The 19,896-nt window shown below is 69.1% G+C and carries 22 protein-coding genes and 3 pseudogenes; 8 read left to right on the top strand and 17 right to left on the bottom strand.

All coding sequences use genetic code 11. The features are described 5' to 3' along the window. Positions 1-121: 121 nt before the first annotated feature. The gene (locus tag SGA01_RS13200) at positions 122-1,063 is read right to left on the bottom strand and encodes an SMP-30/gluconolactonase/LRE family protein (protein WP_141296716.1); all 942 of its coding nucleotides are present in this window, start codon (positions 1,061-1,063) and stop codon (positions 122-124) included. Between the two features lie 247 nt (positions 1,064-1,310). After that, positions 1,311-2,915 carry an FAD-binding oxidoreductase gene (locus tag SGA01_RS13195; protein WP_141296715.1) on the bottom strand — a complete coding sequence of 535 codons (1,605 nt, stop codon included), beginning with the start codon at positions 2,913-2,915 and terminating at the stop codon, positions 1,311-1,313. 71 nt (positions 2,916-2,986) lie between these two features. Here SGA01_RS13195 and SGA01_RS13190 point away from each other — a divergent pair, with 71 nt between their 5' ends. Together SGA01_RS13190 and SGA01_RS13185 are read left to right on the top strand one after the other, a co-directional pair. Further along, complete coding sequence (locus tag SGA01_RS13190; RefSeq protein WP_141296714.1) at positions 2,987-3,625, top strand: TetR/AcrR family transcriptional regulator; 639 nt, start codon at positions 2,987-2,989, stop codon at positions 3,623-3,625. A gap of 302 nt (positions 3,626-3,927) precedes the next feature. Beyond that, complete coding sequence (locus tag SGA01_RS13185; protein ID WP_141296713.1) at positions 3,928-5,148, top strand: metallophosphoesterase; 1,221 nt, start codon at positions 3,928-3,930, stop codon at positions 5,146-5,148. A 278-nt stretch (positions 5,149-5,426) separates the two neighbouring features. On the opposite strand, the gene SGA01_RS13180 is transcribed toward SGA01_RS13185, so the two are convergent. Continuing rightward, positions 5,427-5,849 carry a hypothetical protein gene (locus SGA01_RS13180; RefSeq protein WP_141296712.1) on the bottom strand — a complete coding sequence of 141 codons (423 nt, stop codon included), beginning with the start codon at positions 5,847-5,849 and terminating at the stop codon, positions 5,427-5,429. Positions 5,850-6,035: 186 nt separating this feature from the next. Next, positions 6,036-6,389, bottom strand: a complete 354-nt coding sequence (locus SGA01_RS13175) for a PRC-barrel domain-containing protein (protein WP_141296711.1) — start codon at positions 6,387-6,389, stop codon at positions 6,036-6,038. A gap of 656 nt (positions 6,390-7,045) precedes the next feature. On the opposite strand from SGA01_RS13175, the gene SGA01_RS13170 reads away from it, so the two are divergent. After that, positions 7,046-7,267 carry a DUF5709 domain-containing protein gene (locus tag SGA01_RS13170; RefSeq protein WP_141296710.1) on the top strand — a complete coding sequence of 74 codons (222 nt, stop codon included), beginning with the start codon at positions 7,046-7,048 and terminating at the stop codon, positions 7,265-7,267. Positions 7,268-7,339: 72 nt separating this feature from the next. Continuing rightward, complete coding sequence (locus SGA01_RS13165; protein WP_141296709.1) at positions 7,340-7,702, top strand: STAS domain-containing protein; 363 nt, start codon at positions 7,340-7,342, stop codon at positions 7,700-7,702. A 43-nt stretch (positions 7,703-7,745) separates the two neighbouring features. Here the strand turns inward: SGA01_RS13165 and SGA01_RS43065 are convergent. The 3 genes and pseudogenes from SGA01_RS43065 to SGA01_RS13150 form a co-directional block, all read right to left on the bottom strand. After that, a pseudogene (locus SGA01_RS43065) lies at positions 7,746-7,991 on the bottom strand (class I SAM-dependent methyltransferase); the annotation flags it as partial. 320 nt (positions 7,992-8,311) lie between these two features. Next, a pseudogene (locus SGA01_RS43060) lies at positions 8,312-8,389 on the bottom strand (ATPase); the annotation flags it as partial. Positions 8,390-8,529: 140 nt separating this feature from the next. After that, complete coding sequence (locus SGA01_RS13150; RefSeq protein WP_141296708.1) at positions 8,530-8,997, bottom strand: hypothetical protein; 468 nt, start codon at positions 8,995-8,997, stop codon at positions 8,530-8,532. A 178-nt stretch (positions 8,998-9,175) separates the two neighbouring features. Between SGA01_RS13150 and SGA01_RS42835 the strand changes: the two genes are divergently transcribed. Further along, the gene (locus SGA01_RS42835) at positions 9,176-9,424 is read left to right on the top strand and encodes a hypothetical protein (RefSeq protein ID WP_371866028.1); all 249 of its coding nucleotides are present in this window, start codon (positions 9,176-9,178) and stop codon (positions 9,422-9,424) included. Positions 9,425-9,843: 419 nt separating this feature from the next. On the opposite strand, the gene SGA01_RS13140 is transcribed toward SGA01_RS42835, so the two are convergent. After that, entirely contained in the window at positions 9,844-10,158 is a 315-nt protein-coding gene (locus SGA01_RS13140) for a DUF3040 domain-containing protein (protein WP_141296707.1), read from the bottom strand. A gap of 174 nt (positions 10,159-10,332) precedes the next feature. Continuing rightward, entirely contained in the window at positions 10,333-12,051 is a 1,719-nt protein-coding gene (locus SGA01_RS13135) for an RICIN domain-containing protein (protein WP_141296706.1), read from the bottom strand. Positions 12,052-12,544: 493 nt separating this feature from the next. Between SGA01_RS13135 and SGA01_RS13130 the strand changes: the two genes are divergently transcribed. The 3 genes and pseudogenes from SGA01_RS13130 (at position 12,545) to SGA01_RS40990 (ending at position 13,530) form a co-directional block, all read left to right on the top strand. After that, on the top strand, positions 12,545-12,859 hold the full coding sequence (locus SGA01_RS13130) for a hypothetical protein (RefSeq protein ID WP_141296705.1): 315 nt from the start codon (positions 12,545-12,547) through the stop codon (positions 12,857-12,859). Positions 12,860-12,939: 80 nt separating this feature from the next. Then, a pseudogene (locus SGA01_RS40995) lies at positions 12,940-13,218 on the top strand (transposase); the annotation flags it as partial. Beyond that, entirely contained in the window at positions 13,204-13,530 is a 327-nt protein-coding gene (locus SGA01_RS40990; protein ID WP_371866030.1) for a nuclear transport factor 2 family protein, read from the top strand. The pseudogene SGA01_RS40995 and the gene SGA01_RS40990, both read left to right, overlap by 15 nt. A 208-nt stretch (positions 13,531-13,738) precedes the next feature. Here the strand turns inward: SGA01_RS40990 and SGA01_RS13120 are convergent, their stop codons facing one another. The 8 genes from SGA01_RS13120 to SGA01_RS13080 form a co-directional block, all read right to left on the bottom strand. Further along, the gene (locus SGA01_RS13120; protein WP_141296704.1) at positions 13,739-14,359 is read right to left on the bottom strand and encodes a hypothetical protein; all 621 of its coding nucleotides are present in this window, start codon (positions 14,357-14,359) and stop codon (positions 13,739-13,741) included. 622 nt (positions 14,360-14,981) lie between these two features. Beyond that, a protein-coding gene (locus SGA01_RS13115) for an IS5 family transposase (RefSeq protein ID WP_141296703.1) occupies positions 14,982-15,841 on the bottom strand; the annotation gives its coding sequence in 2 pieces (ribosomal slippage) (positions 14,982-15,499 and positions 15,499-15,841; 861 coding nt in all). A 103-nt stretch (positions 15,842-15,944) separates the two neighbouring features. Further along, on the bottom strand, positions 15,945-16,682 hold the full coding sequence (locus SGA01_RS13110; protein WP_141296702.1) for a hypothetical protein: 738 nt from the start codon (positions 16,680-16,682) through the stop codon (positions 15,945-15,947). Between the two features lie 249 nt (positions 16,683-16,931). Then, positions 16,932-17,764, bottom strand: a protein-coding gene (locus SGA01_RS13105; RefSeq protein ID WP_371866027.1) for an IS5 family transposase whose coding sequence is annotated in 2 segments (ribosomal slippage) — positions 16,932-17,417 and positions 17,420-17,764 — 831 coding nt in all. Because the reading frame shifts where the segments join, the coding sequence is not laid out codon by codon here. Positions 17,765-18,163: 399 nt separating this feature from the next. After that, on the bottom strand, positions 18,164-18,556 hold the full coding sequence (locus tag SGA01_RS13100) for a hypothetical protein (protein WP_141296701.1): 393 nt from the start codon (positions 18,554-18,556) through the stop codon (positions 18,164-18,166). A 256-nt stretch (positions 18,557-18,812) separates the two neighbouring features. Beyond that, a complete protein-coding gene (locus tag SGA01_RS13090) occupies positions 18,813-19,109 on the bottom strand; it encodes a hypothetical protein (RefSeq protein ID WP_141296700.1) in 297 nt (98 codons plus the stop codon). A 66-nt stretch (positions 19,110-19,175) separates the two neighbouring features. After that, positions 19,176-19,415: a hypothetical protein gene (locus tag SGA01_RS13085; protein ID WP_141296699.1), complete on the bottom strand. Its 240-nt coding sequence runs from the start codon at positions 19,413-19,415 to the stop codon at positions 19,176-19,178. A gap of 28 nt (positions 19,416-19,443) precedes the next feature. Further along, the gene (locus SGA01_RS13080) at positions 19,444-19,650 is read right to left on the bottom strand and encodes a hypothetical protein (RefSeq protein WP_141296698.1); all 207 of its coding nucleotides are present in this window, start codon (positions 19,648-19,650) and stop codon (positions 19,444-19,446) included. Positions 19,651-19,896 lie beyond the last annotated feature (246 nt).

Here is a 19,896-nt window from a genome sequence, read left to right as displayed (position 1 = left end):
GTCCGGCAGGAGCCGGGACCGGCGTGCGTCGTCTGCGATCCGGGACACCGTCAGGAACGGCTGCTCCGGGGCACAGGTCCGTCACCCGGCCCCGAGCCGTGGTCCCGCGGATCGTGGTGTTTCAGGGGCGGGTGCCCGTCGGTGGGAAGGCGAGGCCCGTCGGCGTGTTCAGGCCGGTGGCCGGGAGGGTGGTCTGACCACCGCCTGTCTCCTGGACGCGGACCACCCGGTCGTTGAAGCCGTCGGCGATGTACAGGCCGCCGCAGCCGTCGAGCGCGAGGCCGAGGGGATCGCTGAGACCGGTGGTGGGGACGGTGGTCTGGCCGCCGCCCTTCGCGATCCTGACCACGCGGTTGTTGCCGCTGTCGGCGATGTAGAGGTCCCCCGTGGCGCTGAGTGCCAGGCCGGTCGGCTGCGAGAGGCCGAGGGCGGGGATCGTGGACTGGCCGCTCCCGTCACCGGCCACCTTGACGACGCGGTCGTTGACGAAGTCGGAGACGTACAGGTTCCCGGTGGCGTCCAGCGCCAGGCCCCAGGGGTGCAGCAGCCCCGTGGTCGGTACGGTCGTCTGGGTACCGCTCGCCACGGACACCTTCACGACCCTGTCGTTGAAGCTGTCGGCGACGTAGAGATTCCCGGCCCGGTCAAGGGCGAGCCCCAGGGGGCGGGACAGGCCGTCGGTGGGGACGGTGGACTGGCCACCCCCGTACGCCGCCCTCACGACCACGCGGTTGTTGCCGGTGTCCGACACGTAGAGGCGACCCGACGCGTCCCAGACCATGCCCGTCGGCCGTACGAGACCCTCGAAGGGCACGGCTGTCTGATCGCCGCCCCTCGTGGGCAGGGCGACAACCCGGTTGCCGCCGTAGTCGGACACGTACAGGAGCGCTTGCGCGGAGGTCCGGCCGTCCTGCGACGGGGTCGCGCCCGCCGTCGTCGCGGGCAGCGCGCACAGCGCCGCGAGGCCCACCGCGGCAGCGAGCCGACGGGCCCACCGGCACGTGGCACGCCCCTTCGAGGGCACGAGCGTCACCGTTCCGGGCCTGGCCGTCGTACGTACCATGACTCCCCATCGGGTCCGAGCGGCCGGCCCACTGCCGTACCTGCGCCGACCATAGGAAGTGGCGCCGGAAGATACGGGAACCACGCCGCCCGTCCTCCCCCGGGCCACTCCAATGTCCGGGACGGATGCATGACGGCGAACCGCGGCGCCGGGTGCCGGCCGCCCGCCTTCGCGGAGAGAGCCCACCCCACGAAGGCGAAACACACCTGGCAGCACGGCCCCACCGCCGTCCCGCCACCCGGTCTTGTCAGTCGAGCAGGACGCCGGGGTTCAGGATGCGGCAGGGGTCCAGGGCGTCCTTGGCCGCGCGCAGTGCCAGCGCGAAGGGCTCCGGGCGCTGGAGGTCGTAGCCGGCGCGGTGGTCACGGCCGACGGCGTGGTGGTGCGTGATCGTGGCACGGTGGCGGTGCAGGATCTCGCCGGCGACGGCCTTGATGTCGTCCCAGACCTCGACCTCGTCGCCGGGTCGGCCGGCGACGGCCACGGTGAAGTAGGGGGCGGCCCCGTCGGGGTAGACGTGGGTCAGGCGGCAGTTGACGGTGGCCGGGTGTCCTGTGATCTTCAGGGCGGCGGCACCCACCTCGGTACGGACGGCGTCGATCAAGGCGGGGATCTTGTCCCAGGTGGCGGCGGTCTCGAAGGTCTCGACGACGGCGCCCATGCGGGCCAGGCCGTCACGCAGGTAGGGCATGCGCAGGAACGCCGAACGCCAGGCACTCACGGCCGAGCCGGCCGAGGCGTCGCGGTCCGCCGGGGGCATCTCGACTCGGCCGCTGTGGGCGCGGGCCAGGTCCACCGCGCTCGCGAGGCGGTCGCCGACGGGGCCGGTGGCGGATTCGAAGCCCAGGACCAGGACGGAGGAGCCGTCGTGGGAGGCGCCGGAGAAGAGGGCTTCGCCGGCGTCGAGCAGGCGGCAGTTGGCCGGGGCGAGGTCGGACTGGGCGATGGCGCGCACGGCGTCCAGCGCACGGTGGAAGTCGGTGAAGGCCACGGACGCGGAGGCTTTGTGGCAGGGGCGTTCCTGCAAGCGCATCCATGCCTCGGTGATGACGCCGAGCGCGCCCTCGGATCCGAGGAAGAACCGGTCGGGCGACGGACCGGCGCCGGAGGCGGGCAGGCGCCAGGACGTACCGGCTCCGGCGGGTGTGATCACGCGCAGGGACTGCACGAAGTCGTCGATGTGGGTGTGGACGGTGGCGTAGTGGCCGCCGGCCCGAGTGGCCAGCCAGCCGCCGAGGGTGGAGAACTCGAAGCTCTGCGGGAAGTGGCGCAGGGTCAGGCCGTGGGGCCGCAACTGCTCTTCCAGCACGGGGCCGAGAGCTCCTGCCTGGATGTGAGCCGAACGGCCGGCGGTGTCGATCTCCAGAACGCGGTCCATCGAGGTCAGGTCGAGCGACAGCACGGCGCGGTGGGCATCGCCGCGGTACTCCACGCCGCCGACCACCGAGGAGCCGCCACCGAAGGGAATGACGGCCACGTCGTGCTCGCCTGCCCAGGCCAGCAGGTCGGCCACCTCCCGGTCGCAGGTGGGGTGGGCGACGAGGTCGGGGATCCGGCCGGGACGGGCGCGAAGGGCGCGGATGACGTCGCGGTACGCCTTGCCCATGGCGTGGGCGGCGCGCGCCCGCGGGTCGTCGGTGACCAGGTGCGCCAGGGAGGGCGGGGGCGTCACGGCGGGTCGGGCGATGAGCAGATCGTCGATACGGGGTATCGGCAGCGGGCGGGCCAGCGTGCCCGGAAGCAGGGCCCCCATCGCAGCACATTCGGCGTCGTCGGGATGGGCGTCGGTATAGCCCCAGCCCCACCAGGAACGGGTGCGGCCGGAGCGGGGCACAGAGGGGATCGCAGACATGAGAGTGCTCCCAGTCGGGGTCCAATTGAACTTACCCAGTGGTAAATTACCTTAAGGTAAGATCTGCTTCCATGACAACGCTCTCCTCCAAGGCCGGCACCAAGGGCGTGCCGAGAGCCGATCGCGAACAGCAGATCCTGGCCGCGGCCACCGAGGAGTTCGGCCGCCATGGCTACGAGGCGACCACCGTCGCCGCCATCGCCGCACGGGTCGGCGTCACCAAGCCGCTGCTGCACCAGTACTTCGGCAGCAAGGAGGGCCTCTACCTCGCCTGCCTCGACCCGATCGGCGACCGGCTGCTGGACGCCATCCGCACCGCCATGGCCGGACACGACGCCGCGGCGCCGCCCACCCCCCTGCGCGTCCTGGACGCCCTCTTCACCGCACTCGACGGGCAGCGCAGGGCCTGGTTCGTCCTCTACGACCCCACACTGCCTCCCGGCAGCGACGCCGCCCAGCGCGCCGCGCACTACCGCGACGCCATCGACGGCCTCGCCGCGACCGGTACCGCCGAACTCCTGCACACGGCCGGAACCACCGACCCACTGGACGCCGACGCCCTCAAACACGCCTGGCGCGGCCTGTGCACCGCTCTGGTGCGCTGGTGGATCGACCACCCTGACCAGTCGCCCGAGGCCATGACCCGGCGCTGCACCCGGCTCATCGAGGCCGCCCACACCATCTTCGCCCCCGGCGACGACACCACGTGAGCCAGCCCGACGCCGATCGCTCCGCTGCTCCCCAACAGTCCTCAGGTCACAGCCGCCCGGTTGTGGCCGCAGGGTAGCGACCTGCGCAGCGGGTCGCCCGGTCCCCACGGCGGACAATGGGCTCTCCAAGCGGACAATGGGCTACCCAAGAGGCTCCGGCAAGCAAGGTCGGAGCAGAATCAGGGCGTGGCCGGCGCTCATGTCGAGGCCATCGGCGGATGGCCGGCACGACGAACGTGCCGCTGCCCTCACCCGGCTCCGCCACTCGCACGGTCCGCCGGACAGGACCTCAGGAGGGAAGCGTGACAGAGATCAGCAACACCCCATCCGCCGCCCAGGAGGCGCAAGGGGCGTCACGGAGCCGATTGTGGCGCCTGATGCGCTACATCCCCTTGATTGCGCCCCTCCTGCTGTGGGCCGTGCCGTGCTGGGTTCTCCTGCACACCGGTCAGCGCTGGCCGCTCCCCGTCACAATCACCGGCACCGCGTTCTTCGCCCTCGGCCTGACCGGAATGCCGCTTGCGATGGCACGCGGCCACGGTCGTCGCCAGCAGGACCGGGCGGCAATCGTCGGTGACACGCTGCTGGGCGGCAGCTGGGTCCTGTTCACCTGGTCTGTTCTGCTCGGTGTCCCACTGCGGCTTGTCCTGACCGTGGCCGGCGTCGGTGACGGACAGGGCCGGGCGCGCATCGTCACCTGGACCGTCCTCTGCGTAACCGCCGTATTGCTCGCATGGGGGTACGCCGAGGCCCGACGCGTACCGCGCGTGCGCCGACTCGATGTACCGCTCCCACGTCTGGGAGCCGGACTGGACGGCACCCGCGTCGTTCTGATCACCGACACCCACTACGGCCCGCTCGACCGCGCCCGCTGGTCGGCACGGGTCTGCGAGACGGTCAACAGCCTGGACGCCGATCTGGTGTGCCACACCGGTGACATCGCGGACGGCACGGCCGAACGCCGTCGCGCCCAGGCCGCTCCCCTGGGCACCGTGCGGGCGACGCGGGCCTTGGTCTACGTCACCGGCAACCACGAGTACTACAGCGAGGCTCAGGGCTGGGTCGACCTGATGGACGAGCTCGGCTGGGAGCCGCTGCGCAACCGGCATCTGCTGCTCGAACGCGGCGGTGACACCCTCGTGGTCGCAGGCGTCGACGACGTCACCGCCGAGTCCTCAGGACTGGCGGGCCACCGCGCCCACCTCGCCGGAGCCCTCCAGGGCACCGATCCCGACCTGCCCGTCCTCCTGCTCGCTCACCAGCCCAAGTTCGTCGACCGGGCGGCGGCCCACGGAATCGACCTCCAGCTCTCCGGCCACACCCACGGCGGCCAGATCTGGCCCTTCCACTACTTGGTACGCCTCGACCAGCCCGCCGTCGCCGGCCTCAGCCACCACGGCGATCGCACCCTTCTCTACACCAGCCGCGGCACCGGCTTCTGGGGCCCGCCCTTCCGTGTCTTCGCCCCCAGCGAGATCACCTTGCTCGTCCTCCGCTCCCCTGAGCGGTCCACCTCGCCGTAAGTCGTTCTTTCCTTGGGCACGCGGCCTTGCCGTGCCACCGACGTGTAGTGAAGCGCTTCGTAGGAGCCGAGCCGGACCGAAGGTTGCCGGGCACGAGAAATCGGTGCCGCTCATCATCTGGGAGGCGGTGTCACCGGAGCCGGACGCGGCGTTGTCGTTGCCGGCTGCCATCCCCAGGCGACTCCGGAGGCCATGGAGGCCGTCACCACGTCGTTCACCGACTGGGTCCTTCCGCCACTCCGCCAAGTGGACGGTGATCCGACACCGAAGCCCGGCGGCTACTTGTCGTTCGGCCCGCGGCACATGGAACCGGTCGATGCACCGGCCCGCGTGTGAAGCCGGGCGCGACATCGTCGCAGGGCAAGGCACATCGTCCGGCCGGGACAGCGGGCCCGGCCGCCGGTGAGCGTGTACAGGTCGGGGGCGGTGGCGCGGGAGGCCTGGACGGCCAGGCGTGGCTTGGTCTGCAGGCGGCTCCCGTACAGACCGGTCTGTTCACCGGCCCGGTTCGTGGTCGTCTTGAGGTGCGGCGAGCAAGGGCCGCCGAACCACAGCTGGTCGCCGCCATCGAGGGCGATCCGGTCGAGGTCGTGGGCGGTCTCGGCGAGGAAGAGCAGGCACCGCCGGCAGTGGCCGTCGCGTAGGGGCAGCTCGCGGCCGCAGCGGTGGCATGGATCCTGGACGTGGGTGTGGCCCCACATCTGGCAGCCCCTGCACCGCTGGTCATCGTCATTCGTCCAGGCCAGGCAGTCGCGGCAGCTGCCCCGGTCCGTCGACCACCAGCGCGGGACGAGGCGTGGCCGCAGGCGGTCAAGAAGGCTGGCGCGCCGTTGGTGCTGTCTTTGTCCTCGAGGAGCGCGGCGAAGCGGGCGGCAGCGAATCGGCTCCTACATGTGCGGCTGGCCGTAGTACCGGGCGAACTGCTCCAGGTAGCTGGGATTACCGGTGTGCTTCATCTCGTCGAACTCGGGGGCGTCCTTGATCTGGTCCTTCGTCCGGTCGACGTAGACCGTCTCCGCGGCCGTGTCGATCAGCCTGATCGTCCCGGCGGGCAGCAGGACGTGCTTGCCGAAGATCCACACCCCGGTGTCGACGACGAGGTACGAGGCGCCGACGTCCTCGGAGTGCTTGCTGATCTTTCCGATGCTGCCGTCGGCGGCCTCGACCTTGTAGCCGACGATGTCGATCCCCTGCTGGTAGCCCGCGTTCGGGTGGTAGCCCCAGATGTCGAATTCGCTCACAGCGATGCCTTTCCGGTTTGTCTCTGGATACGAGCAATCTGCCAGATTGAGACCGACCCAAAACCCGTGCACGTGAGTGCCACTCCGCTGCCTGGCGTTCGGCCGTTTCCGTCAGCGTCGGGGGTCCATGCTGCCCGGCTGCGTTCGACAACGACGACGGCGGGCAGGAGGCGTGAGCCCGGGGCCACCGCGCTACTCGTCGCGGCAGAGCCAGATTGCGAGGAATGCGACCCAGGCCACGATGGCGGCGAAGCGGCCGAATGCGCCGCCCCCTCAGGTTGATGAACTTGCTCGGCATCACGGAGCAGACAGCCATGCGCTACGGCACCGCCGCGCACCCGTGGCGGACCACGAAACTGTCTCGGTGGCTACCTGCCCGCCTAGAAGCCGGTGCCCCTTGCCACCCGCGTCGCGGTGCCGGCCCATAGGGTCCCGAGCGGCGCTCTACGAGGGGCTCAGCGGCCGAGAGCGTTCTTGAGCTGCTGCTTGGTCAACGTCGAGCGGCCCTCGATGTCGCGCTTCTTCGCTTCCTGTACAGCTCGTCCTTCTTCCGCTCGGGCGAACCGCCCGCCTTCTGTCCGCCGTGCTGGGACGCGGACTTGCCCTGCATCGAGCTGCGGCTGGACGTCTTCGACTCGCCTGGCCGGAGAGACAGCATGGGAGACCTCCCGGGAGGCGACGGTGAGCTCGTCGACGAGCAGGCGGGAGCGACCCAGGCCGGACGGCCGGCGCCGGTTCGCTCGCGGCCCGGACACGTCGATCACGCCGTCGCCCGGGACGTCGGTCCGGACGACGGCGCAGCGCCCGCCGAAGAGGCCGCGATGCACGTCGACACCGCGGCGGACGGGAACGTGGAGCCGTCGGCCGCACCCGGGTGACGGGACCGGCCGGACGTTCCGTATGACACGGGCAATTCCGGGCAGTCGCCATGTGTGAGGTGAACAGTCGTGATGGCCCACCTGGAAGAAGCAAGAGAACTCCGCCCGGCCGGAGCGCCTCCGAAGGCATGCGTGGTGCGGGTGTCGGGGGATCTGGACATGCACCATGCGGACGAGGTCCGGTCGGCGCTCCTCGGAGCGATCGCCGGAGCGCCTCCCGCGACCGAGGTGATCATCGATCTCACGTACTCGTCCTTCTGCGACTCCTCCGGTCTCAACGCGCTCCTGACTGCCCGGCAATGGGCCATGGAGTCGGGTCACCCCCTCCGGCTGGGGGCGCCCTCCCATCAGATGCTGCGCCTGATGGAGATCACCGACACGGTCGGGCTGTTCGCGATAGGCCCCGTCCCCCAGGACCGCGAGCCCGAAGTCTGATCCCACCGGGAGCGGCGCAGGCGCCTACACCGTCGTCTCCGCCCCCGCACATGCCCGAGTGCACCATCAGCAGGACACCGTCCGGGCGCAGCAGGGCCGGAACGGCCGCACAGATCCGGTCGATCACCAGGCGACCGTCGGGGCCCGCGCCCCAGGCCCGCTCCGGGCCTCGCGAGGGCAACCGGGCCCTGGGAGCCGGCATGTAGGGAGGGTTCGTCACGACCAGGTCGAAACGTCGCCCCTCCGTACGCGCCGCGAAATCGCCGTGCGGGACGCGCAAGGGCAACCGCCGGACCACGGCGTCGACGTCCTGTTGCTGCCGGACGAGAGCGAGGACTGGCCGGCGGAAGGCACAGTTGCCGATTTTGAGATCTGGTGGGTTGATAGCCGCCAACAGATTCGGCTGAAGCCGTCCGATTCTCGGTATCTGCGGAACGACTTCACAGACTTCGTCGAACGCGTCCGTCCCAGTTGGTCATCCGATATTGGCCAGCCCGTGCGTTACCCAGGGCCTGTGATCCTCGACGAGTTGTGGACCACGCTTCGTTCCGATGGCCCGCCGGCCAAATCCCCTTGAGCTGGAGAGGTGGCCGACGGTCCTGGCGGAAGCTAGCTGGCCGCGGCTTCGGCGCGGGCTCCTGTGCTGGCGAGGCGGTAGGAGTCGGTTCCGGTCTCGATGCTGGCGCCTGGACGTGTGCCTCACCGACAACACGGACGTGCGCACCCTCGGTGCCACCGGCACATCCCGGCGACCTTCGTGGGTCTTGCCATCCGACTGCACGAGCTGCGCATCGCACTGCCAGAGCGTGACGGCGCAGGCTGGAGTGTCAGTCAGTCCCTGGACCTTCGACTGCCGGAGCGCTGAGCGCGGCTTCTCGCTCATAGTGGAGGCCCAGTTCCTTCCACTTTCCCCACGCCTCGGGCGTGGACGTACCTGCCACGGTCGTCATGATTCTTGGCTTGCTCGGCTGCGATGGGATCTCCTCGGAGACGACGGCCTGCGCAAACTGGCCGATGACCGTCAGCTGGTGGGTGACGTTCGTGTTCAAAGCCTCGAAGTAGGCAGGTAGCTGGACGGCGGCTTGGCCGTTGTCGTCTGTCACGACGGTTCCACGACAGATGTTGAGCGGTTCCGGGGACTCGACGCAGGCGTGCTGCAGGTAGCGGTTCTCAGGGTCCAGGGGATGGTCGATCAAGAAGGACTTGCCGCCACCCACCACGAGGCGGCCCCAGACCACCACATCGCCGCTGAACCACCCCGCGAGGCACTGCAAATTGCCGGCCTTCCCGAACACACCGACCGACCTGCGCCCCCAGAACGGGCCCTCAGAGGCTGTGTCCGGTGCACCGGATCCGACCCCGTACACGCCCATCCCAGCCGCCCCGATGACGTCTCCCTTGACTGCTGCGCCTCCCGAGCACACGCCGTGTGCGGTACTGAAGCCGTACACACCTGTCCAGCCGGAGCTCCTGATGCCCGTCGAGTTTCCGTGGGTGGCTCGGTTGGCGACCAACAGCGTGTCTGAGTCCCCGATGGGGTTGGGGCCGGTGTCGGCTCTGAGCGCCGTCGGCCAATCGCCAGCAAAGTGGTTTTCGCCACCGCCGCTGCCCGACGCACACTGCCGGTACATCGGTGAGTGGACGGCGACGAAGCTGCGCTGGGGTCTGGCCGCGGACCAGGCGGAGGCGGACGCGCTGAAGGTCTACGCCGAAGGCGTGTGAGTCCACGGTCGTCCACTACACGCCGGCGTCCTGACCCCTGCCGTGCGATCGGGCGGCGCCGGGCCCCGGGGACGTCCTGCGCCGCCCCAACACGCTCCCGCTGCATCCGCGCGCCGCCCCCGCCGCCGGGGTGAGGCCGCGATGAGACCCCGTTGCCGATGACCCCACTGCGCTGCCTGTCCGCGCTCACCTGCACGACCTCCACCGCCCCCCACCACCGTGACCGTCCCCTACGCCGCCCCGGCCACCAGCCGCGCGGCCGAGACGGCGGCCCGTGCGTCAGCGGTGAGACGGAAGAGAAGGGCAAGTCGGCCGTCGACGACGGGGAATTCCGGTACACCGAGACGAGCGAGTACGACGCCATACGCTTACGGCGCTGGCCCGTAGTGGACGGCGTCGTCGTCGGGCCGGGCCGCCGACTACAGGAGCGCGCGGCCGTCGTATGCCGATAGATACGAGAGCGCGGCGGGTCCGCCGTCCACTCCTGCCGGAGGGGTGGAGTGGCTGCCCAGCATGACGGTGAGGATGAGCGCCAGCAGGGCGATGACGGCCAGTACCGCCGCCGTCACGACACGCGGACTGCGTCTCCGGGTCCGGCCGCCCTCGGGTGTGCGGGGTACGTGGGGGAACTGCTTGTTCAGCGCGTCGATCCGGGTTGCGAGGGCGGGGTCGTCGTGAGTGAGGCGGCGCTCGATCGCCTCGAGAATCCGCTGGTCATCGGTGGAATAACTCATGGTGACCGCCCTGGTGCCGACGGAGACGGCGGACGAACCCGTACGGGGTTCGTCCCTCCTCCTCCCAGTCTGCGCGTCCTGCCCCGTGATCACAGAGGGGCCGGCCCCGGCGCGGGCCGGCCCCTTGTCGGTGTCCGGGGAGCGGGTGCGGGGCCCGGAAGCCCCGGTGCGGGGCTAGAAGCCCTTCACCACCCAGTCCTGGACGTCAGGGGTGGGGCTGCCCTGGGTCCATAGGGTCAGCCAGACGCCGTTGCCGAAGGAGTTGCCCTTCGGCGTGATGGCCTTGCCGTAGGCGTTCACGGCGCTGCCGTCGGCCGAGGGGGAGAACCGCTGGACGTCGCTGGAGGGGTTGCACGTCCACAGGGTCAGGAGCGCGCCGTTGGTGTTCGCGCCGTTCGCTTCGGGGGTGATGCACTTGCCGCTCGCCTTGTGGACGATCAGGCCGTTCTCGTACTTCCAGCGCTGGGCGTCCGCTCCCGTGCAGGTCCACACCGTGATCGGCGTGCCGTTGGCCGTGCCGTTGCCCTGGGGTGTCGCGCAGACGGAGCCCGCCTGGTGGAAGTTGGTGAGCCAGCTCCAGCCGTCGACGGGCTTGCCGGCGTCGGGCTCGATGTTGAACACGACCCTGCGCGGTCCGCTGGAGTCCACGAGCGCCTCGTTGGCGCCCCAGAGCCGCTTGGCGAGCGGGTCCCAGGAGAGGCCCTGGGTCAGCTGCGGCGCCTGGGTGAGGACGTGGGGCGCTTCGCCGGGCTTGGCCACGTGGATGCAGGAGTAGAGCTCGGTGCCGCCCGGCCAGTACGTCGGGCACGTACCGCTCATGTAGTAGTTGGTGCCGTCCGTGGCCGTGCCCTGGATGCCCCAGACGGGCGAGGAGTAGCCCGTGGTCTCCGAGGCCACCGTGGTGGGAAGGCCGGTGCCGAGGGCCGACAGGGGCCAGCGGACGATGCGGGCGCCCGCGCCCGAACGGTTCTCCACCGAGACCAGGGCCGGCGTCGCGCCGGAGCGGTCGATGCTGAGGCTGCTCAGGCACAGCTCGTTGTTGAGGCTCGGACCGCAGGCGCGGGGGCTGTTGTTGAGCCAGGCCGTGGAGACGTTGTCGACCGCGGCGGTGCTGATGGTGCTGTAGCGGGCGACGAGCGGCATCGCCCAGAGGTGGAACCGGGCGGAGGTCTTGCCCGCGTTCAGGCGCGTGAGAGCGCTCGTGGTGTCGTTCATGCGCCACATGCGCGTCAGGTCGAAGACCTGGAGTTCCGCGCCGTTGGCGACGAACAGCCGGTTGCCGTACCAGGCGACGCCGTCCGAGTGCGAGGTGTACTCAAGGGGCTTGAAGTTGCCGTTGACCGGCTCCACAAGCGCGATGTGCCCGTACTTGACCTGGCCGCCGGTCGACTCCGTGATCGTGACCCGCGCGTAGTCCTCGACGGTCTCCGACGGCTTCCGGTCCTTGACCCACGTGCCGTGGTACCAGGCGGTGGCGGTGAGGGAGCGCCCCGCATACAGCCCGTCGGCGGTGGCGGCATGCGAACCCGCGAAGCCCTGCGGCATCCAGCCGCCGCCGCCCTCCGCGTAGTTGGACCGGTCGTCCTCGTCGTCCCAGCAGAACCCGTCGGGCTTGAGGGCGCCGTTCAGTCCGGTGGCATGACAGAGCCCCGGACGTCCCGTACGGGTGCCCAGGACGTCGGTGACGGACGCCTTGGCGACTCCGGCGGCCTCGGCGGAGTCGATGAGGCCCGTCTTGTCCCCGTCGACGCGGGTGAGCTTGAAGTTCGCGGTGAACGGGTCCAGACCTGAGGCGGCCTGGGCGTGCTGGGCGGGAAGCAGGACCGAGGCGGCCACGGCCGCGCCGAGTGCGAACTGGGCGAAGCGACTTCTTCGTCCGAACATGAGTTTCATTCGGGCAGGCTAAGCGCCTCCGTTCGTCCATGATCATCTTCTTCACGGGGTCTTCACGCAGGTCACAGGGTCTGCGCAGGCGTCGCGATGGATGTCCGGCAGTACATCCAACGAGCGGGAGCGGCCGTTGGCGGATCGACCGTTCAGCGTCGGATTCCGTGTCGCTGCGCAGCGGAAGAGTTTGGTCCAGCTCAAAGCCCCCAGATCCGGCTCGCATATCGACGTTTCGAATGGCGCTCCCGCCAGCCAACTGGCGGTTTCACAATGATCTGCAGCTGCGGTCGAGGAAGATCATGCTGTGAGAGCACACTGAGCCTCGCAAGCGAACGGAGCCCGCATCGATGGCAAGCCCCGCCGGCGCATTTCAGTCGATCACGTTCGCGGCCTGGCGTGACCGTCTCCCTGGGCAGGACCGCGCCTCCGATCGGCGCTACGTCACGCTGGCGGAACTCCTTGTGCCCCTCGGGAGCTTTGGGCTCGGCCTCCTTGGAAGGTGCGGATCGACGACGCCCGACTGGTCACCAGTTTTACCGAGATCGAGAAGGCTTCCTCCGGTGCCGGGATCGGCACCCTGGAGCTACTGGCCCTCGTCGCGCCGGACCTTCAGTTTGTTGACGCGGACTTCGCGGGATATGCGGGCGAGGAGCTGAAGGTGGCGCTGCGGAAGTTCGACAGCACGACTTGGGACCTCTGTACCGCGGATGCCTCGGTGGTTCGGGAGATCCGCCAGCACTTCCCGGACGCAGTACCGACTCCTGAGGACGTTCTCCAGGAGACCTCCTGGCCGACCAAACGGCGAGAGACGTGATCCAACCCTCTTACTGATCGTTCCTGGGTGTTGAACTGTGGGGTCTTGCGCTCGGCGACCCTGGTCTGCAGGGTGTCCGCGTGCGCGCTGATCTTGTTCCTGACGACCTGCGGGAGCGGCTGGCCCCGCTTCTGCCGCCCGTTCTCGAGCGACGTCACCGCCCCCCGGGGCGGCTGTGTGTTCCCGACCGAGGGGCGCTCGCCGGCGTCATGTCCGTGCTGCGGACCGGTGTCGCGTGGCGCGATGTCCCCGCGGAGACCATGGGCTGTTCCGGCGTGACGGCCTGGAGTCGACTGCGGGAATGGACCAAGGCGGGCGTCTGGCCCCGCCTGCATGTCGCCCTGTTGACCGAGCTTCGCCGGGGCCGGCCTGGGCACGACGCCCTACGCACCTACTTCGGCAGCCGGCCCGCAGACCGACTGTCACGCCGTATATGCACCGACATCCTGGTTACCGTGACCTCTGCGGACACCGCCGCCACCACGTACTTCACCACGTACCGTGTCGACGGCTACAGCGAGGGCCTCGTACCGCTGCGGCCCCCGGTTCAGGTGGGGCACTACGAAGACACGTTCCGCAAGGTGGACGACACCTGGCTGCTCGCCACGCGGACGCTCTTCCCCTCCTTCGCCGGCCCCACCGAACGCCTCGCCAGGCCCGCCCAGTCATGACAGCACCTCCCCGCCGAACGGCCGTCAAACGTCCCGCGCCACGAAGGCGATACACCACAGAACGTGAGCCAGAGCCAGAACTCGGCGACATCACTCTCCCGTGAAAGACAGCCTGCTCTTGGCGCCGGGTAACCGACGCCCTCGCAACTCACCAACAAAGCCACCCGTGCACTTGTCCGCTCGACAGCATCCATAGCCCCTGATTTCCCTACATGAGGGACTCCACGTCGACGGCGGTCTCCCAGGCTGGGTTCGGGGCTTCGCCGGGCCAGGTGAACTTCGTGGGGGACGCCTTGGACAACCCGCCTGCGGCGCCTCCCCCTACAAGCCGGGCCAGACTGACGTAGGCACCTTCGTTCTGCACGGAGGCATCGTCGGCTACCACTACGAGAACTCGATCGCCGACTTGCGCGTGCGTGATCCCGTTGAAGCTGTAGTCGACCGTCTCGGCCGACTCCTCACCGGTCAACTTGCATCCCAGCTTGCCCTCGAAGTCGGAGCGCACCTGGGCGACGGAGACGACACCTCCCTGCTCCCGCACTTCGGCGGTGGTCGGGGCGCTGTCGTCTCGCTGACGTTGCACGGAGATCGTCAAGATCGTCTCGACGGTGGTACCCGGCTCGGTAACCAGCGGTCGGGTGGCGGCGACCGTGCCGCTGATCACGTTGACGGCCCTGGTCTGGCGGGCGAACTCGGCAAGGCTAGGGGCTGTGTAGCTGTGGTCGAGAGAGCCCTCGAGGAGCACTTTGTGGTCCGCGGTGTCGCGCGGTCCGGCCGCCGCACCGCGGCTCGGCGCCGACTGCGATCCGCGCACGGAGTCTTTCGGCACAGAGTCCTTCGCTGCGGAGCCCTCGGCGCCACTGGAGCACGCTGACAAGGCCACCGGCAGCATGAGCCCGGCCGCCAGGGCGCCAAACGTGGCACGGCGCGAAGCCGAGCTGTCAGTAGAGGTAGTTGATGCCATTGATGTCATCCCCTATCGGAGCATCGGCATTCGTGCCGGATAGAGGTGTACATCAGCGAACTCTTACTGCTTCTGTGCGCCAGGCCGACTACGTGCCCCTGCTCGTACGCGATGGTCCCAACACGGTGGGTGTCGGGCCCGCACAGTCCCGCAGTGACCAAAACGGGGTCGACCCCTAGAGCTTGTCTCTCAAACAGGGCTGCAGCGCAAGCCTGTGAAACTTGGTCGCGCAGGCTAGGCATGAAGGCGATCGAGCCAGGACACTTTGCAGGTGACTGATCGAATCAGCTTGGCTATATCGACGGTGGGCGTTTTGGTCGCCCTCATGCTCGTCACCGGCGCGGTGCAGGCGTATCTAAACGGAGACGATTCAGGATGGTTCATCGCCTGGGCGGCGCTGCTTCAGGTCGCGACTGTCTGGCAGCTCGTGCATGAGGTCCGGAGGCGGCGTAGCAGGCGGGTCCAAGCGGGCTGACTCTCGTGCTCGTCACCACCGAGCCCAGATGAGGATGGAAGCGAGGTGGAGTGCGGCCTGGTAGGCGACGGCTAGCTTGTCCGTTCGCATGGCCAGGCCGCGCCACTGCTTCAGTCGGTTGATGCATCGTTCGACCGCGTTGCGCTGCTTGTAAGCCTCGACGTCGAAAGCGGGCGGGCGGCCTCCGGCACGGCCTCGCCGCAGGCGGTGGCTGACTTGGTCGGAGGGCTGAGGGATCACTGTGGGGATCCCGCGCCGGCGGAGATGGCTTCGAATCGCGCGGGACGAATACGCGCGGTCTGCCAGGACGATGTCCGGCCGCGTCCGCGGTCTTCCCGGTCCACCTCGCGGAACACGAATGCCGGCCATGACGGCCTCGAAGGCTGGCGCGTCACCTGCCTGGCCCGCCGTGACATGCAGGGCCAAGGGGCGAGCGTGATCGTCGCTGGCGAGGTGGACCTTCGTGCTCAGGCCGCCGCGGGAGCGGCCGAGCGCATGGTCCTCAGGTTCGGCCCGATCCGGAGCCCCTTTTTCCTGGCTCCGGCGGCATGCTGGTGGGCCCGACAGACGGTGGAGTCCACCGAAACCGCCCAGCCGATGCCGTCAGCACCGTCGGCCGCTGCCAGGAGCGCGGTGAGGATCCTCTCCCAGGTGCCGTCCGTGGCCCACCTGAGCAGCCGTTTGTGAGCAGTCTGGAACGAGCCCAGCTCGTCCGGCAGGTCCCGCCAGGGCGAGCCAGTGCGGTACTTCCATGCGATGGCCTCCAAGGTTCGGCGGTGATCGGCCCACCGCCGACCACGGACCGGATCAGCCGGCATCAACGGCTCGATCCGGCCCCACATCGCATCAGTGATCACTAACCGGACGGACACATCTGATCAACCAACGAGCAGACCAAGGAGACACGCCCTAGGGCCTGTTGTGAAAGCCCCAGGCGGCAAGGGTGGTTGTGGTGCCTAGGCCTCCGGGGCATCCCTACTGAGGCCGCATGAGGTGCAGGTCCTCACCCCATGCGTCGAGCACCGCATCGTGTCCGGCCCGCCGGGCCGCTACTTCGACCTGGGCAAAGAGGCGACGCTGTGTGGAAACGTCGCCCGTTGCTGAGATGTGGTTCATAGCACCGAGCAGCAGCTCGGTATCCCAGCCGGGCAGTGGGAATCGGGCAAGTTCCCACTCCAGGTACTTGTTGTAAGGGCGGGGGCGTCGGTCCAGAGCGAAGAGCAACTCCAGCAGGAACCTGATGCTGTCGGCGGCGTCGAGTCGGGCCGCGAGGGCATGTCCGTCGCGGTCGTTCTTTACTGAGCGGTAGAGGGAGTTGGCGTAGGCGTCGAGCCATGCGTCTGCCTCGTGGAAGGCTGCGTCGGCGGCGAGCCGCGCCTTGTCGGCCAGGATCTGGGCGATGACTCCGCCGAGGCGGTCGAGCACGATCTGGGCTCGGGCGAGGGCGTACCGCTCGAAGCCGGGCATTCCGGCGGCACGGAACCTGTCGAGGGAGAGGATGACGAGGTCGAGTTCTGGGGTGCGGTGTCCCGTGAACCGGGTGAGTTCCGTCGTCGCCCCGTCGGCGAGGATGACGTACAGGTCGTGGTCGGAGTGCTCGGTGGTCATGCCCTCGTGGGCCTGGGAACCTTTGAGGACAAGGCCGACTACCGCCGGATCGGCGGCGGCGAGTTCGACGAACGCGTTGTAGGAGAGGTGTTCCTGGGCGGTCATTGCGTGGTCTCCGGTGATGTGGTGACGGGCATGCCAGGCGGGCGCCCTGGCTCACCTGAGGCGCCCGCAACGTCTGCAGCGGTGCTTGGCCGCCGCCCGGAAGATCAACGCACGGGTGGACTCTAGCGCTCGGTTTGCCGGGTGGTCTTGCGTTCGGCTGTTCCAGGTCGACATGGGCGCAGGCCAGCTTGGCCCTCTGGAATCCGGTCACAGCCACTCATTGATGATCGCGATCTGGACGGTGGCCTCTTAGCGGACAGCAAGTTTGTCGTACCTTGTGGCGACGGCCCGGTGCCTCTTGAGGCGGTTGATGCCGCACTCGACTGCATGGCGCTCGCGGTAGTCGGTCTTGTCGAACTTCGGCGGCCGGCCACCCCGGGACCCGAGGCTCTGCCGGTTGCGGGCGCGGTCCGCGGGGATCGGGATCGTCGCCTTGATTCCGCGTCTGCGTAGATAAGCGCGGTTCTTGCGCGAGTCGTATGCCTTGTCGGCTCGCACCCGGTCCGGCCGCTTGCGCGGCCGCCCCCAGCCCAGCCGCGGCACCCTGATCGCTTCCAGCACAGGCTCGAACTGCGGAGAGTCATCCCGCTGACCAGCGGTGATCACTACTGACAGCGGCTTCTGTCCCTGCTCGACCGCCAGATGTATCTTGCTAGTCAGCCCACCCCGAGACCGTCCGAGCCCGTGGTCGGCCGGCTCGACGAAGACGCCGCCGGGCGGCTCCTTCTGGAGATCCCCTTTTTCGCCGCCCCGGCGGCGTGCTGGTGGGCCCGGCAGACGGTGGAGTCGACGTTGACCTCCCAGGTGATCAGGCCTTTCGCGTCCGCCTCGGCCTGGAGCCGGGTGAGGATCCCGGCCCAGGTCCCGTCCCGCTGCCAGCGCCGGAACAGGTCATAGACCCGGTCCCACGGGCCATACCTTTCGGGCACGTCCCGCCACGGGGCACCGGTCCGCGTCCGCCACCGCATGCCGTCTATCAGCTGCCGTCTCGTCCACACCTGCGGACGGCCCGGCTTGATACCCCGCGGCAGCAGCGGCTCAAGCCGTACCCACTGGTCGTTCGTCAGATCCCCACGTCCCACGAGACGCGATCATCAACGAGCAAGATCCACTTTCGCAACAGGCCCTAGTCGCCTCGGGCGCGTCCTGCGAGCACCCCCGGCCAGAGTGAGGGCGAAGATCATCTTTCCGGCTCTCTCGGTCATGGCCATGCGACGCGCAGACCAAGCCAGCGGTTCCGCCCTTCGGTGCTGTAAGTCACGGGGGGGTGCCAACTCGGCTGAAACCGAGGGCACGTTCTCATCGCCATCACCGCGGGCGGGAAAGGAGAATGTCCAGGTCCGCGGCGGAGCGCGTGGACGTCGATGACTACGAACAGCTGATCGGCCGCGATTTGCGCACCATCCGCGCAGCACTCCACGACGTCCCGAGGGGATCTACCGGTCTTCTGAACGGGCTCGCGAAACTGCGGGCAGAGCCCTTCAGGAGGACCGGATCGCCTGCATGATCTCCGCTCCGGTACGGGCGACGACCGCGGGCCACTCGTCCCTGAGAGCGGCGCCAAGGCTTTCACGGTCCTCGTCCCGCTGGAGGATCGTCGGGCCTCCCGGAACGACAAGCACGGCGCCCAGCCGTCGCAGCAGGACGCCGAGGAGGTCCATGATCCCCTCCCCTCCGGGACGGTTGAAGGTGATGCCGGTCGGGCTGCCGAAGTACACACCCGCCTCCTCCCCGTCCCCCGTACACACCTGCAGGAAGTCCAGCCTCGGATCCCGCGCCACCACATAAGGGGCGAGGACCTCGCGCGCGGCGCTCATGTCCAGCGGTGCCGACTCACCGTTCTCGAACCGGCACACGAAGATGTCGAAACTCATGTGCTGCCTTCACCCACCGGCATAGGCGATGGCGAGGACCGTGGGGGCGCTGGTGGGGTTGCCGACCAGGATGACAGCGGTGACGTGTGCCCGCGGGCGACCGTGCGGATGACGCCGTCGTCCTCGCCATGCGGTTCGGAGTGGCCCAGGCGGTCTTCCTGGGCGTCAACTAGGCAAACAGCAAGGTCTTGGCGGGCCTGCTCGGGGAGCTGCTTGTAGGTGTCGAAGACGTCGGTAGGGAAGTGGAGCCGGTAGGTCACGAGGCGCCCCGGCCCGGCTTGCGGTCGGCTCGGTGGCCGGCGTCGCGCAGGACGTCAGCGGTGTGGTCGACGGCGGTGTCACCCGACGAGGCGGTGGTGTGTTGGGGGCGGACGGCGGCAATCCGAGGAGCGGCCACCTGGAGTGCTTCAGCGGCCGCGACCCACCGGTCGAGGACCGCGGAGAGCTCGTCGATCGGGGTGAGGTTCACGTCTGCGAGGAGCTGCTGCCTCGAGGCCGAGTGCGGCAGGGCGTGGTGGAGCCTGTCCACGGTCCACGTCTGACGTGCCGCCACTGGAGCCTCCCCGGTGCGTCGTTCCTATCCCGTGCCAGCGTACGCGGCCGGCCCTGCGGGGACGGGTCAGGCGCTCTCGACGGCTTCGTCGACCTCGACGTACGTGACGATCAGGATGCTCCCGAGCGCGGTCGCGTAGAAGATCACGCGGATGCCATCGTGCTGGTAGTCCCGCAGCGCCGACGCGGTGGCGTGCTGCTTCACGTCGGCCGGGGCCTCGGCGATCACACCCAGCGCCACGTCGAGGCGGGCGGACTGCTCAACCGTCAGAACAGCGGCCTGGGTCTCGGCCGGCTCGATGAACACGATCCTCGGGCTCCGGCCGCGCGGGTGCTCAGGCAACTTCGGAGGCCTTGCCGTTCCGCTCGGGCATGCCCTTCTCGGCCCGGATGTCGTCCCAGTCGCGGCACCGGTTGAGGTCAATGCCCTCCGAGGCGAGGTTCTCAAGGACGTACGCGAGCGCAGCGTTCCCGGGGAACTCGGCGCGCGCGGCTTCGCGGAGCTCACGCTGCTCGGCCTGGTCGAAGACGAGGTGGGCCATCGGGTCCTCCGGCGGTCGGGTACCACCCGAGGCTAGCGCAGCAGCTCTGCCCTGGGAGCCGGTTCGGACACGCGCCTCACCTACGGCCAGCGCCTTCCCCGGATGCCCCAACGAGGGCGAACGACCAGGCCGTATCCTTCACAGCCGCACTGTGACCACCGCTCAGTACGGCAAGGGCGGCACGTACAAACCCCGGGGTGGGTGCCGTACCTGACGACGGCATCCGAGTGAGGGTCCGGGACTCAG

Source organism: Streptomyces gardneri, assembly GCF_006539185.1.
GTDB lineage: Bacteria > Actinomycetota > Actinomycetes > Streptomycetales > Streptomycetaceae > Streptomyces > Streptomyces gardneri.
This window is presented reverse-complemented; position numbering and strand designations above follow the sequence as displayed.